Raw genomic sequence first — 13064 nt, 5'->3', positions numbered from 1 at the left:
AAAGATGTCAGTAAGAAAATTAAAACCAATCACGCCAGGTCAGCGTTTTAGAGTAGTAAATGGGTTTGACGCCATTACTACTGATAAGCCGGAGAAAAGTTTATTAGCTCCGAAGAAAAAATCTGGTGGTAGAAACAGTCAAGGAAAGATGACCATGCGCTATTTAGGTGGTGGTCACAAAAAGAGATATCGTATCATTGACTTCAAGCGTAACAAAGCAAATGTTCCAGCTGAAGTAATGTCAATTGAATACGATCCAAACAGAACTGCATTCATCGCTCTATTGAATTATGAAGATGGAGAGAAGAGATATATGGTAGCTCCAAACGGATTACAAGTTGGACAAACTGTTGTTTCTGGTGAAGTGGTGCCAACAGAAATTGGTAACGCAATGCCATTAGCAAACATCCCATTAGGAACTATTATTAGTTGTGTTGAGTTAAGACCAGGTCAAGGTGCTGTAATGGCAAGAAGTGCTGGTACTTTTGCACAATTAATGGCTAAGGAAGGTAAGTATGCTACTATCAAATTGCCATCTGGTGAAACAAGAATGATATTGTCTGCTTGTATGGCAACCATCGGTGTTGTTTCCAATTCAGATCACCAATTAATGGTATCTGGTAAAGCTGGTAGATCTAGATGGTTAGGTAGAAGACCAAGAACTAGACCAGTAGTAATGAACCCAGTAGATCACCCAATGGGTGGTGGTGAAGGTCGTGCTTCAGGAGGTCATCCACGTTCTAGAAAAGGTATACCTGCTAAAGGTTATAGAACCCGTTCTAAGACAAAAGCGAGTAATAAGTATATTGTAGAACGTAGAAAGAAATAATAAGTCATGGCAAGATCATTAAAAAAAGGACCTTACGTTCATTATAAATTAGACAAAAAAGTTCAAGATAACGTAGAATCTGGTAAAAAAACAGTCATTAAAACTTGGTCTAGAGCAAGTATGATTACTCCAGATTTCGTTGGACAAACTATTGCAGTACATAACGGGCGTCAATTTGTGCCAGTTTATGTAACTGAAAATATGGTAGGACATAAATTAGGAGAATTTTCACCAACTAGATCTTTTAGAGGTCACGCAGGTGCAAAAAACAAAGGTAAAAAGTAATAAGCTATGGGAAGTCGTAAAAAACAAATGGCGGACGCTATTAAAGAACAGAAGAAGCAAGTTGCTTTTGCTAAGCTTAATAACTGTCCTACATCTCCAAGAAAAATGCGTTTAGTAGCTGATTTAGTAAGAGGTGAAAGCGTAGAGAAAGCTCTTAATATTTTGAAATTCAGTAAGAAAGAAGCATCTAACCGTTTAGAGAAATTGTTATTGTCTGCAATTGCAAACTGGCAAGCTAAAAACGAAGATGCTGATATTGAAACAGCTGAATTGTTTGTTAAAGAGATTAAAGTGGATGGCGGAGCAATGTTGAAAAGATTGCGTCCAGCACCACAAGGTCGTGCACACAGAATTAGAAAACGTTCTAACCATGTTACTTTAGTGGTTGGAGCTAACAATAACACACAAAGCTAAGATAAGAGTATGGGACAAAAGACAAATCCAATCGGGAATCGCTTAGGAATTATCAGAGGATGGGAGTCTAACTGGTATGGAGGAGACGATTATGGTGATAAACTTGCCGAAGACGATAAGATCAGAAAGTATATTCATGCTCGTCTATCTAAAGCTAGTGTATCAAGAGTAATTATTGAGCGTACGCTTAAACTTGTAACCGTTACTATCACTACTGCAAGACCTGGTATCATTATCGGGAAAGGTGGTCAAGAGGTAGATAAGTTAAAAGAAGAGCTTAAGAAAATTACTGGCAAAGAGGTTCAAATTAACATCTTTGAAATTAAAAGACCGGAACTTGATGCGTACTTGGTAGCTTCTAGTATAGCTCGTCAAATTGAGAATCGTATTTCTTACAGACGTGCTATCAAAATGGCAATTGCCGCTACCATGAGAATGAATGCTGAAGGAATTAAAATTCAAATTAGTGGTCGTTTAAACGGTGCTGAAATGGCACGTAGCGAACACTACAAAGAAGGACGTATTCCATTATCAACATTTAGAGCCGATATTGATTATGCACTTGTAGAAGCTCATACTACTTATGGTAGATTGGGTGTTAAAGTGTGGATTATGAAAGGCGAAGTATATGGTAAAAGAGAGCTTTCTCCGCTTGTTGGTCTATCTAAGAAGCAAGGAAAAGGTGGAGGTGGACGAGGTAACAACAATAACAAATCTCGTCGCAGAAAGTAATTTTTTAAAGAACAGAAATCATGTTACAGCCTAAAAGAACAAAATTTCGTAAGCAACAAAAAGGACGCATGAAAGGAAATGCCGGAAGAGGGCACCGTCTTTCAAGTGGTACTTTTGGAATAAAATCATTAGACTCAAGTTTTGTTACAGCACGTCAAATTGAAGCTGCACGTATTGCTGCAACCCGTTATATGAAGAGAGAAGGATCTATCTGGATTAAGATTTTCCCAGATAAGCCAATCACGAAGAAGCCTCTAGAGGTACGTATGGGTAAAGGTAAAGGTGCTGTTGAATATTGGGCTGCTGTTGTTAAACCAGGTAGAATACTTTTTGAAGTAGGTGGAGTGCCTTTAGAAACTGCTAAAGAAGCATTGCGTTTAGCCGCTCAAAAGTTACCGGTTAAAACTAAGTTCATTGTTGCAAGAGATTACGAAGCATAATTTATTTGATATTATGAAACAATCAGAAATTAAAGAATTATCTGTAGCTGAGTTACAGGAAAAACTTAGTGAGACAAAACAGAGCTATGCAGAATTGAAAATGGCTCACGCTATTTCTCCTCTAGAGAATCCAATTCAACTTCGTTCTGCAAGAAGAACAGTAGCTAGAATTGCGACTGAATTAACTAAAAGAGAATTACAATAAGTCTGCAGAAAATGGAAACAAGAAATTTAAGAAAAGAACGTATAGGTGTTGTTACGAGTAACAAAATGCAGAAATCTATTGTAGTTTCTGAGGTGAAAAAAGTAAAGCACCCTATGTATGGTAAGTTCGTGTTAAAGACTAAGAAATATGTCGCACACGACGAAACAAACGAATGCAACATTGGAGATACTGTAAGGATCATGGAAACTAGACCTATGAGTAAATCTAAGTGCTGGAGATTAGTTGAAATAATTGAAAGAGCGAAGTAATTATGGTACAGACAGAATCAAGATTAAAAGTAGCTGACAATACAGGAGCTAAAGAAGTACTAACTATTCGTGTTCTTGGTGGTACTAAAAAAAGATATGCTTCCTTAGGAGACAAAATTGTAGTTTCAGTTAAAGAAGCTACTCCTAATGGTAACGTTAAGAAAGGTGCTGTTTCTACTGCTGTAGTAGTGCGTACTGTAAAAGAAGTAAGAAGACCAGACGGATCTTATATAAGATTCGATGACAATGCTTGTGTGCTTTTAAATGCTCAAGGTGAGATGAGAGGTACACGTGTATTTGGTCCTGTTGCTAGAGAACTTCGTGATAAACAATTCATGAAAATTGTATCATTGGCACCAGAAGTGCTTTAATGAAAAATAAGATGACAAAGCTTAAAATAAAATCAGGAGATACAGTAAAAGTTATCGCAGGAGACCACAAAGGTGCTGAAGGTAAGGTTTTACAAGTATTAATAGATAAGAACAAAGCGATCGTTGAGGGTGTAAACTTGATTAAGAAACACAACAAGCCAAGTGCACAGAACCCTCAAGGAGGAATCGTAGAAAAAGAAGCGCCAATTCATATTTCTAACTTATCTTTGCTGACCTCAAAAGGTGAGACAACAAGAGTTGGATTGAAAATGGAAGGTGATAAGAAAGTGAGATTTTCCAAAAAATCTAATGAAGTAATATAGTTATGGGATATACACCGAGACTTAAAGAAGAGTACAAAAGCAGAGTAATTGCTGCTCTTACAGATGAATTTGGTTATGACAATGTAATGCAGGTTCCTAAACTTCAAAAGATTGTATTATCTAGAGGAGTAGGTGCTGCTGTTGCAGACAAAAAGTTAATCGACCACGCAGTGGATGAATTAACAATGATAACTGGACAAAAAGCGGTTTCTACCATGTCTAAAAAAGACGTGGCTTCATTCAAATTACGTAAAGGGATGCCTATCGGTGCCAAAGTAACTTTACGTGGAGAAAGAATGTATGAATTTCTAGACCGTTTGATTACTTCAGCTTTACCGCGAGTAAGAGATTTTAATGGAATCAAAGCTACAGGTTTTGACGGAAGAGGTAATTACAATTTGGGGATTATTGAACAAATTATCTTCCCAGAGGTTGATATCGATAAGGTAAACAAAATCTCAGGTATGGATATTACCTTTGTTACTTCTGCTCAAACTGATAAGGAAGCAAAATCATTATTAACAGAATTAGGATTACCATTTCAAAAGAATTAAGATATGGCTAAAGAATCAATGAAAGCCCGTGAGGTAAAAAGAGCTAAAACAGTAGCTAAATATGCTGAAAAACGTAAAGCTTTAAAAGAAGCTGGTGATTATGAAGCATTACAAAAGCTACCTGCAAACGCTTCTCCTGTACGTATGCACAACCGTTGCAAATTAACAGGAAGACCTAAAGGTTATATGAGACAATTTGGAATTTCCCGTGTCATGTTCCGTGAAATGGCTAACAAAGGATTAATTCCAGGAGTTAAAAAAGCAAGTTGGTAATATTATTTATATAATCAGGTTTTAGGTTCGAGAGCGTAATACTCGAAAACCGGAATCACAAAATCAATTAGTATGTATACAGATCCTATTGCGGATTATTTAACAAGAATTAGAAACGCAGTGCGTGCTGGCCACAGAGTGGTTGAGATCCCTGCTTCTAATTTGAAAAAAGAGATAACTAAAATATTATTCGATCAAGGATATATTTTAAGTTACAAATTTGAAGAAGATACTGTACAAGGAGCTATCAAAATTGCCCTTAAGTACAATAAGGAAACTAAGGAGCCTGTCATTAAAAAGATCGAAAGAATCAGTAAGCCAGGTTTACGTAAGTATGCAAGTTCAAAAGATCTACCTAGAATCTTAAACGGTCTTGGTATTGCTATCATCTCTACTTCTCACGGAGTAATGACTGATAAGCAAGCAAGAAGAGAAAAAGTGGGTGGTGAAGTATTGTGTTACGTTTACTAATTTAAAACAGTAGAAGACATGTCAAGAATAGGAAAAAACCCAGTTGCAATACCAGAAGGAGTTACAGTTGAAGTGAAGGACAATCTAATTACTGTTAAAGGAAAATTAGGTGAATTAACACAAGATTTCGAAGATGTAACCGTAAAGGTAGAAGAAGGTCAAGTAATCGTTGAGCGCTCTTCAGATTTAAAAGACGAAAGAGCTAAACACGGTCTATATAGAGCTTTGGTGAACAATATGATTCACGGAGTATCTAACGGATGGACAAAAGAATTGGAATTAGTAGGTGTTGGTTATAGAGCAAGTAACCAAGGTCAAAAATTAGATTTGGCTTTAGGATTTTCTCACAACATCGTATTAGACCTAGCTCCAGAAGTGAAAGTTGAAACTGTTTCTGAAAAAGGTAAAAATCCAATCATTAAGTTAACGTCTCACGATAAACAATTAGTTGGTCAGGTTGCTGCTAAGATCCGTGGTTTCCGTAAGCCAGAGCCTTATAAAGGAAAAGGAGTTAAGTTTGTTGGTGAACAAATTAGAAGAAAAGCAGGTAAGTCTGCATAATCATTTAAGCTATGGCATTAACAAAGAACGAAAGAAGATTAAGAATTAAAAGCAGAGTACGTAAGGTAGTTTCTGGTACAGAAGCAAGACCAAGATTGTCTGTTTTTAGAAGCAATAAAGAAATATATGCTCAAATCATTGATGATGTAACTGGTAAAACAATCAGTTCGGCATCTTCAAGAGATAAGGACATTAGTTCTGCAACAGGAACTAAAATGGAAATCGCTGCACTAGTAGGTAAATCAGTTGCTGAAAAAGCTATGAAGGCCGGTGTAGAAACTATCTCTTTTGATAGAGGTGGGTATTTATATCACGGAAGAGTAAAATCATTAGCTGAAGGAGCTAGAGAAGCAGGACTTAAATTTTAAGAAATTATGTATCAAAAATATAAAAGTGCAGAACTAGTAAAACCAAGCGGATTAGATCTTAAAGATCGTTTGGTAGGAGTACAAAGAGTTACTAAGGTAACCAAAGGGGGTAGAGCCTTCGGTTTTTCTGCTATCGTAGTAGTAGGTGATGAAGCTGGTGTAGTAGGTCACGGTTTAGGAAAATCTAAAGATGTGGCTAGTGCTATCGCTAAGGCAGTGGAAGATGCAAAGAAAAACTTAGTACGTATTCCTATAGTGAAAGGAACATTACCTCATGAACAAAAAGGTAAATATGGTGGAGCTAGAGTAAACATTATTCCTGCTGCTCCTGGTACCGGGGTAATTGCTGGTGGTGCTGTAAGAACAGTATTGGAAGCAGTTGGTGTACATGACGTATTATCTAAATCTCAAGGATCATCAAACCCTCATAACGTGGTAAAAGCAACTTTTGATGCTTTATTACAATTGAGAAGTGCTCAAACAGTAGCGCGTGATAGAGGTGTATCTTTAGAAAAAGTTTTTAACGGTTAATATAAAGGATAGAGATGGCAAAGATTAAAGTAACTAAAGTTAAAAGTGCAATTAACCGCACTTTGAGACAGAAGAGAACTCTAGAAGCGCTTGGTCTAAGAAAAATGGGTCAAGTAGTTGAGCACGATGCTACACCAAATATCCTTGGTATGGTTGAAAAAGTTAAACATTTAGTTTCTGTTGAAGAAACAAAATAATAAAACACTGAAATGGATTTAAGTAATTTAAAACCTGCAGAAGGTTCAGTTAAAGGTCAAGGGAAGCGTATTGGACGTGGACAAGGTTCTGGAAAAGGCGGTACTTCTACAAGAGGACACAAAGGAGCTAAGTCTCGTTCTGGGTATTCTAAGAAGATCGGATTTGAAGGTGGACAAATGCCACTTCAAAGAAGGGTTCCTAAATTTGGTTTCACCAACATTAACCGTGTTGAGTACCAAGGAATCAATTTGGATACTTTACAACAATTGATCGACGATAAAAAGATTAGTGATACTTTAGATTTTGATACTATGGTATCTTTAGGTTTGGCTGGAAAGAATGATCTAGTTAAAATCTTAGGTAGAGGAGAATTGAAGTCAAAAATTAATGTATCTGCTCATAAATTTACTGCTTCAGCAAAGGCTGCTATCGAAGCTGCTGGAGGAGAAGCCGTAACTTTATAATCACTTTTTAGCGCATGAAATTTATAGAAGCAATAAAAAATGTTTGGAAAATAGATGAACTAAAGGACAGAATCATCCTTACTTTAGGACTGTTGTTAGTTTATCGTTTTGGCGCGCAAGTGGTTTTACCTGGTATTGATGCGGCTCAATTAGAGAGTTTGCAATCTAATACAGAAACAGGGTTGTTAGGACTATTAAATGCATTTACCGGGGGAGCATTTGCGAATGCCTCGGTTTTTGCGTTGGGTATTATGCCTTACATCTCCGCATCAATTGTAGTTCAATTAATGGGAATTGCTATTCCTTATTTACAGAAACTACAAAAGGAAGGGGCTAGTGGGCAAAAGAAAATTACCCAAATCACCCGTTGGTTGACAATTGCCATTTGTTTGGTACAAGCACCGGGATATTTAGCTAGTTTACCTACAGCGTTTGGTATTCCACAAAGTGCCTTTTTGTTAGGAACAGGAGGTGTGTTTTATTTTTCATCCATAGTTATTTTGGTAACAGGAACCATATTTGCTATGTGGTTAGGTGAAAAAATCACTGATAAAGGAATTGGTAATGGTATCTCTTTATTGATTATGGTAGGTATCATAGCTAAATTACCTGTTTCATTTTTACAAAATGCCTCTTCAAGAATGGAGAACAACCAAGTGATGTTGATTGTTTTTGAATTGGTAATTTGGTTGGTAATTATTTTGGCTTCGGTCATGTTAGTAATGGCGGTTAGGAAAATTGCTGTGCAATATGCAAGAAGAACTGCAACTGGGGGTTATGAAAAGAATGTGTTTGGATCAAGACAATACATTCCTTTAAAATTGAATGCCTCTGGTGTAATGCCAATCATTTTTGCTCAGGCAATCATGTTTGTTCCTGGTTTGATTGGAGGTACTTCTATAATGAGGGACTCATCAGTTGGACAGTGGTTACAAACTCAATTTTCTGATATTTTTGGTTTATGGTATAATGTGCTATTTGCATTGTTAATTATCGTGTTTACTTATTTCTATACGGCAATTACAGTACCAACCAATAAAATGGCAGATGATTTAAAACGTAGTGGTGGTTTTATCCCTGGAATTAGACCAGGTACAGAAACTTCTGAATACTTGGACAAGATTATGTCTCAAATAACGTTGCCAGGATCTATTTTCTTAGCATTGATTGCCGTGTTCCCGGCTATTATTGTGAAGTTATTAGGTGTGCAATCAAGTTGGGCCTTGTTCTTTGGAGGAACCTCGCTATTGATTATGGTTGGAGTTGCAATAGATACAATGCAACAGGTAAACTCTTACTTGTTGAATAGACACTATGATGGCTTGATGAAAACTGGTAAAAATAGAAAAGCAGTAGCTTAACATTAGACCTATGGCAAAACAAGCAGCAATAGAACAAGACGGTACGATTATAGAAGCATTATCAAATGCGATGTTTCGTGTGGAGTTAGAGAACGGGCATATTGTAACAGCTCACATTTCTGGCAAAATGCGTATGCACTATATTAAATTGTTACCAGGAGATAAAGTAAAATTAGAAATGAGCCCTTATGATTTAACAAAGGCTCGCATAACCTATAGATACTAATACTATGAAAGTAAGAGCATCAATAAAAAAGAGAAGCGCCGATTGTAAAATCGTACGTAGAAAAGGTAGACTTTACGTAATTAACAAAAAGAATCCTAAATTCAAACAAAGACAAGGATAGTTATGGCAAGAATTGCAGGGGTTGATATACCAAAAAACAAAAGAGGAGTAATCTCTTTGACTTATATCTACGGAGTAGGTAAAAGTAGAGCACAAGAAATTTTAGCTACCGCTAAGGTGGACGAGAACACTAAAGTACAAGATTGGACAGATGACGAAATTGGAAATATTCGTGAGGCTGTATCAGCTTATACTATTGAAGGTGAATTACGTTCTGAAACCCAATTAAACATCAAACGTTTAATGGATATCGGTTGTTATAGAGGAATTCGTCATAGAGCTGGACTTCCATTAAGAGGTCAAAGAACTAAGAACAACTCTAGAACCAGAAAAGGTAGAAGAAAAACTGTTGCCAACAAAAAAATGGCAGGTAAATAATCATTAAGACATTAGTCATTAGTTATTAGAGTTAGATGAATCTGTTCGAAATAGAAATGTTTAGGATTCTAACAACTAAAAACTAACAGCTAGAAACTAAGAAATATGGCAAAGTCAAGTACAAAAAAACGTAAAGTTATAGTTGATGCAGTTGGAGAAGCTCATATTAATGCTTCTTTCAATAACATCATTATCTCATTGACCAACAAAAAAGGAGACGTGGTTTCATGGTCTTCTGCTGGTAAAATGGGGTTTAGAGGATCTAAGAAAAACACTCCTTATGCAGCTCAAATGGCAGCAGAAGATGCAGCTGGTACTGCTCAAGAAGCTGGTTTGAAAAAAGTGAAGGTATATGTTAAAGGTCCTGGTAATGGTAGAGAATCTGCTATTAGATCTTTACACAATGCTGGAATTGAAGTAACCGAAATCATTGACGTTACTCCATTACCACACAATGGATGTAGACCTCCAAAACGTAGAAGAGTATAATTATTACTCGTAAATATTCATAAAGAAATTAATATCAGCTGAGTACATGGCTGATATTAATTTTTTTGTATATTTGCACACCGAAAAAAATAACAAGTATTAACGAGAGGTTAACGATTATCGGAGGATAAGATTAAGACCTTAATCCATAATCACTCTCAAAAACAATTAGAAATGGCAAGATATACTGGTCCTAAAACTAAAATAGCTCGTAAGTTTGGTGAAGCTATTTTCGGAGATGATAAATCTTTTGAAAAAAGAAATTATCCTCCAGGTCAACATGGTGCTAACAAGCGTCGTGGTAAAAAATCTGAATACGCTATCCAATTAATGGAGAAGCAAAAAGCTAAATATACCTATGGTATTTTAGAGCGTCAATTTAGAAACATGTTTAAAAGAGCTACAGCAGCACAAGGAATTACTGGTGAGGTACTTTTACAATTATGTGAGTCTAGATTGGACAATGTAGTTTACAGAATGGGTGTTTCTCCTTCAAGAAGAGGTGCTAGACAATTAGTTTCTCACAGACACATTACTGTAAATGGTGAAGTTGTAAATATTCCTTCTTACCAATTGAAAGCTGGTGATGTAGTAGGGGTAAGAGAAAAATCTAAATCTTTGGAGGCTATTGATAAATCATTAGCAAATTCTAGTCAAGTATACGAATGGATTACTTGGAACACTGAGAAGAAAGAAGGTACTTATGTATCTGTTCCAGCTAGAATCCAAATTCCAGAAAATATCAACGAGCAATTCATCGTCGAATTATATTCTAAATAATAAATTAACCACATTGGTATTTAGCCAAAGGGTCTATTCGTACTTCTTCAAACTTATAGACCGCGCAACTAAATAACAATTAAAACGAAGAAAAAAATGGCAGTATTTAATTTTCAAAAGCCGGACAAAGTAATCATGATCGATTCAACCGATTATGAAGGTAAGTTTGAATTCAGACCGTTAGAGCCTGGATACGGTTTAACCGTAGGAAACGCTTTAAGAAGAGTTCTTTTATCTTCATTAGAAGGTTTTGCTATCACTTCTGTGAGAATAGAAGGTGTAGATCATGAGTTCTCTACTATTGCTGGTGTTGTTGAAGATGTAACAGAAATTATCTTGAACTTGAAACAAGTGCGTTTCAAAAGACAGATTGATGATGTAGATAATGAGTCTGTATCAATTTCAATTTCTGGACAAGAACAAATTACAGCAGGTGATTTTCAGAAATTTATTTCAGGATTCCAAGTATTAAATACAGAAATGGTTATCTGTAACTTAGATCCTAAAGTAAGTGTTAATATGGAAATTACCATTGAAAAAGGTAGAGGATATGTTCCTGCTGAAGAAAACAAAAAAGCTTCTGCACCAATAGGAACTATTTTTACTGATTCAATCTATACTCCAATTAAAAATGTGAAGTATAGTATTGAAAATTATCGTGTTGAGCAAAAAACGGATTATGAAAAATTGGTATTTGAAATCATTACTGATGGTTCTATAAATCCTCAAGATGCTTTAACAGAAGCAGCTAAAGTGTTAATTCACCACTTTATGTTGTTCTCTGATGAAAGAATTACTCTTGAAGCAGACGAAATTGCTCAAACCGAAACTTATGATGAAGAATCACTTCACATGAGACAGTTATTGAAAACAAAATTAGTGGATATGGATCTTTCTGTACGTGCTTTAAATTGTTTAAAGGCAGCAGAGGTTGATACCCTTGGTGATTTGGTTTCTTATAACAAAAACGACTTAATGAAGTTCCGTAACTTCGGTAAAAAGTCTTTAACTGAGCTTGAAGAGCTTGTAAACGTTAAAGGTTTGAACTTTGGAATGGATCTTTCAAAATACAAATTAGATAAAGACTAACTTCTTCATATTTTGCTCCTCGAAGGAGTTGTAGCAAGATGAAGATTAAATTTTAATGTCATGAGACACGGAAAAAAAGTAAACCACTTAGGTAGAAAAACTGCTCACAGAAAAGCAATGTTAGCCAATATGGCTTGTTCTTTAATTGAACACAAAAGAATCAACACTACAGTTGCTAAAGCAAAAGCTTTAAAATTGTTTGTTGAGCCATTGGTAACTAAATCTAAGGAAGACACAACTCATAATAGAAGAATTGTTTTCTCTAGATTAAAGCAAAAGGATGCTGTTGTAGAATTGTTTAGAGAAGTTGCTCCTAAAGTTGGAGATCGTCCAGGAGGTTACACCAGAATTATTAAATTGGGTAATCGTTTGGGAGATAACGCTGATATGGCAATGATTGAATTAGTAGATTTCAATGAAATCTATAATGCTTCTAAGCCAGAAAAGAAAACTACAAGAAGAAGTAGAAGAGGTGGTTCTAAAGCTGAAAAGCCAGCTGCTCCAGTTCAAGATACTCAAGCTTCTAAAGAAGAAGAGGAATAAAAATCTGTTAACTTATGTTAATTGTAAAAGGATAGGCTATCAAAGTCTATCCTTTTTTTATATTTGTCGCTTTCTTAATAAAATCGATATGAAAAATTTAATTTATTTAACAGTCTTACTATTAACTTGTCAAGTAGGATTTGCACAATTAACCAATGCAGCTATTTTAGAAGGCGTTTTGGATGAAAACACAAAATTTGGAAGGTTTGTCAATGCTAGAGGAGAAAGTGGTTCTGTAAAGGATGCTTACTTATTTGATGATACTAGTGGAAAAGTGGAAATATTCACCAGGTCTGGAAAAGCTTATTCATTTAAAGATGTTAATTTCAATTTAAGCAAGCAAGAGTTAAGTGTACCACTAGAAGATGGGAAGTCTTTCACATTCAATAATGCTGATATCAAGTATTTTCAAAAAGGAAATAGAAAGTTTGTTTTTATACCAGGTCAATCTAAGCCATTACATGAAATTGTTTTTAAAGGTGACAAGGGATCCTTATTTAAGAAGTTTGATTTAGAGCTTAAACAAGCAATGACAAATCCACTGACTAACGAAATTACCAAGCCAGCATATTATACTAAAGAAGAGGTAATGGTGCTTAGAAGAGATAATCAAGTTTTTGAATTACCCTCAAAAAAGAAGAAATTCTTAGAAGCGTTTGGAGATGATAGTGGTAAGATTGCAAAATATATCAAAAGCAATAATATATCATTGAAAAATAACAATGACATCATAAAGGTAATAGAATATTATAATACAATATAGTAAGTATTGTAGGAAAAAAAGGGCTGA

General features: G+C 35.5%; 26 protein-coding genes. All 26 read left to right on the top strand.

The features are described from left to right. Window positions 1-4 precede the first annotated feature (4 nt). The 26 genes from rplB (at window position 5) to LOK78_RS00095 (ending at window position 13037) form a co-directional block, all read left to right on the top strand. Window positions 5-829, top strand: a complete 825-nt coding sequence (gene rplB, locus LOK78_RS00220) for a 50S ribosomal protein L2 (RefSeq protein WP_232393863.1) — start codon at window positions 5-7, stop codon at window positions 827-829. A 6-nt stretch (window positions 830-835) separates the two neighbouring features. Continuing rightward, the gene (gene rpsS, locus LOK78_RS00215) at window positions 836-1114 is read left to right on the top strand and encodes a 30S ribosomal protein S19 (protein WP_053971504.1); all 279 of its coding nucleotides are present in this window, start codon (window positions 836-838) and stop codon (window positions 1112-1114) included. A 6-nt stretch (window positions 1115-1120) separates the two neighbouring features. Then, entirely contained in the window at window positions 1121-1528 is a 408-nt protein-coding gene (rplV, locus tag LOK78_RS00210; RefSeq protein WP_053971505.1) for a 50S ribosomal protein L22, read from the top strand. Window positions 1529-1537: 9 nt separating this feature from the next. Beyond that, window positions 1538-2260 (top strand): 30S ribosomal protein S3, encoded by a 723-nt coding sequence (gene rpsC, locus LOK78_RS00205; RefSeq protein ID WP_053971506.1) that lies wholly within the window; start codon window positions 1538-1540, stop codon window positions 2258-2260. A 20-nt stretch (window positions 2261-2280) separates the two neighbouring features. Beyond that, a complete protein-coding gene (gene rplP, locus LOK78_RS00200; RefSeq protein ID WP_053971507.1) occupies window positions 2281-2700 on the top strand; it encodes a 50S ribosomal protein L16 in 420 nt (139 codons plus the stop codon). Window positions 2701-2713: 13 nt separating this feature from the next. Further along, complete coding sequence (gene rpmC, locus LOK78_RS00195; RefSeq protein WP_053971508.1) at window positions 2714-2905, top strand: 50S ribosomal protein L29; 192 nt, start codon at window positions 2714-2716, stop codon at window positions 2903-2905. An 11-nt stretch (window positions 2906-2916) separates the two neighbouring features. Beyond that, window positions 2917-3174 (top strand): 30S ribosomal protein S17, encoded by a 258-nt coding sequence (gene rpsQ / locus LOK78_RS00190; protein WP_053971509.1) that lies wholly within the window; start codon window positions 2917-2919, stop codon window positions 3172-3174. Window positions 3175-3176: 2 nt separating this feature from the next. Next, complete coding sequence (gene rplN, locus LOK78_RS00185) at window positions 3177-3545, top strand: 50S ribosomal protein L14 (RefSeq protein ID WP_053971510.1); 369 nt, start codon at window positions 3177-3179, stop codon at window positions 3543-3545. Window positions 3546-3556: 11 nt separating this feature from the next. Beyond that, complete coding sequence (gene rplX / locus LOK78_RS00180) at window positions 3557-3868, top strand: 50S ribosomal protein L24 (RefSeq protein ID WP_053972117.1); 312 nt, start codon at window positions 3557-3559, stop codon at window positions 3866-3868. Between the two features lie 2 nt (window positions 3869-3870). Further along, complete coding sequence (gene rplE, locus LOK78_RS00175) at window positions 3871-4422, top strand: 50S ribosomal protein L5 (protein ID WP_053971511.1); 552 nt, start codon at window positions 3871-3873, stop codon at window positions 4420-4422. A gap of 3 nt (window positions 4423-4425) precedes the next feature. After that, window positions 4426-4695, top strand: a complete 270-nt coding sequence (gene rpsN / locus LOK78_RS00170) for a 30S ribosomal protein S14 (RefSeq protein ID WP_053971512.1) — start codon at window positions 4426-4428, stop codon at window positions 4693-4695. A gap of 72 nt (window positions 4696-4767) precedes the next feature. Beyond that, the gene (gene rpsH / locus LOK78_RS00165) at window positions 4768-5166 is read left to right on the top strand and encodes a 30S ribosomal protein S8 (RefSeq protein ID WP_053971513.1); all 399 of its coding nucleotides are present in this window, start codon (window positions 4768-4770) and stop codon (window positions 5164-5166) included. A gap of 18 nt (window positions 5167-5184) precedes the next feature. Then, window positions 5185-5727 carry a 50S ribosomal protein L6 gene (gene rplF, locus LOK78_RS00160; protein WP_166957334.1) on the top strand — a complete coding sequence of 181 codons (543 nt, stop codon included), beginning with the start codon at window positions 5185-5187 and terminating at the stop codon, window positions 5725-5727. Between the two features lie 11 nt (window positions 5728-5738). Then, on the top strand, window positions 5739-6095 hold the full coding sequence (gene rplR, locus LOK78_RS00155) for a 50S ribosomal protein L18 (protein WP_053971515.1): 357 nt from the start codon (window positions 5739-5741) through the stop codon (window positions 6093-6095). Window positions 6096-6101: 6 nt separating this feature from the next. Then, complete coding sequence (rpsE, locus tag LOK78_RS00150; RefSeq protein ID WP_053971516.1) at window positions 6102-6626, top strand: 30S ribosomal protein S5; 525 nt, start codon at window positions 6102-6104, stop codon at window positions 6624-6626. Window positions 6627-6640: 14 nt separating this feature from the next. Next, complete coding sequence (gene rpmD / locus LOK78_RS00145) at window positions 6641-6823, top strand: 50S ribosomal protein L30 (RefSeq protein ID WP_053971517.1); 183 nt, start codon at window positions 6641-6643, stop codon at window positions 6821-6823. Between the two features lie 12 nt (window positions 6824-6835). Further along, window positions 6836-7288, top strand: a complete 453-nt coding sequence (gene rplO, locus LOK78_RS00140) for a 50S ribosomal protein L15 (protein ID WP_166957332.1) — start codon at window positions 6836-6838, stop codon at window positions 7286-7288. 14 nt (window positions 7289-7302) lie between these two features. After that, entirely contained in the window at window positions 7303-8649 is a 1347-nt protein-coding gene (gene secY, locus LOK78_RS00135) for a preprotein translocase subunit SecY (protein WP_232633076.1), read from the top strand. Window positions 8650-8659: 10 nt separating this feature from the next. Further along, window positions 8660-8875, top strand: a complete 216-nt coding sequence (gene infA / locus LOK78_RS00130) for a translation initiation factor IF-1 (protein ID WP_007094967.1) — start codon at window positions 8660-8662, stop codon at window positions 8873-8875. Between the two features lie 4 nt (window positions 8876-8879). After that, window positions 8880-8996, top strand: a complete 117-nt coding sequence (gene ykgO, locus LOK78_RS00125) for a type B 50S ribosomal protein L36 (protein WP_015361145.1) — start codon at window positions 8880-8882, stop codon at window positions 8994-8996. Between the two features lie 2 nt (window positions 8997-8998). Next, complete coding sequence (gene rpsM, locus LOK78_RS00120; RefSeq protein ID WP_053971520.1) at window positions 8999-9373, top strand: 30S ribosomal protein S13; 375 nt, start codon at window positions 8999-9001, stop codon at window positions 9371-9373. 105 nt (window positions 9374-9478) lie between these two features. Continuing rightward, window positions 9479-9862 (top strand): 30S ribosomal protein S11, encoded by a 384-nt coding sequence (rpsK, locus tag LOK78_RS00115; protein WP_053971521.1) that lies wholly within the window; start codon window positions 9479-9481, stop codon window positions 9860-9862. A 174-nt stretch (window positions 9863-10036) separates the two neighbouring features. Next, complete coding sequence (rpsD, locus tag LOK78_RS00110; protein ID WP_053971522.1) at window positions 10037-10642, top strand: 30S ribosomal protein S4; 606 nt, start codon at window positions 10037-10039, stop codon at window positions 10640-10642. Between the two features lie 96 nt (window positions 10643-10738). After that, window positions 10739-11731 carry a DNA-directed RNA polymerase subunit alpha gene (locus LOK78_RS00105; RefSeq protein WP_053971523.1) on the top strand — a complete coding sequence of 331 codons (993 nt, stop codon included), beginning with the start codon at window positions 10739-10741 and terminating at the stop codon, window positions 11729-11731. A 60-nt stretch (window positions 11732-11791) separates the two neighbouring features. Next, entirely contained in the window at window positions 11792-12274 is a 483-nt protein-coding gene (gene rplQ / locus LOK78_RS00100; protein ID WP_053971524.1) for a 50S ribosomal protein L17, read from the top strand. A gap of 88 nt (window positions 12275-12362) precedes the next feature. After that, window positions 12363-13037: a hypothetical protein gene (locus LOK78_RS00095; RefSeq protein ID WP_166957330.1), complete on the top strand. Its 675-nt coding sequence runs from the start codon at window positions 12363-12365 to the stop codon at window positions 13035-13037. The last annotated feature ends 27 nt before the right edge of the window (window positions 13038-13064 follow it).

Source organism: Mangrovimonas futianensis, from assembly GCF_021245805.1.
Lineage (GTDB): Bacteria > Bacteroidota > Bacteroidia > Flavobacteriales > Flavobacteriaceae > Mangrovimonas > Mangrovimonas futianensis.
This window is presented reverse-complemented; position numbering and strand designations above follow the sequence as displayed.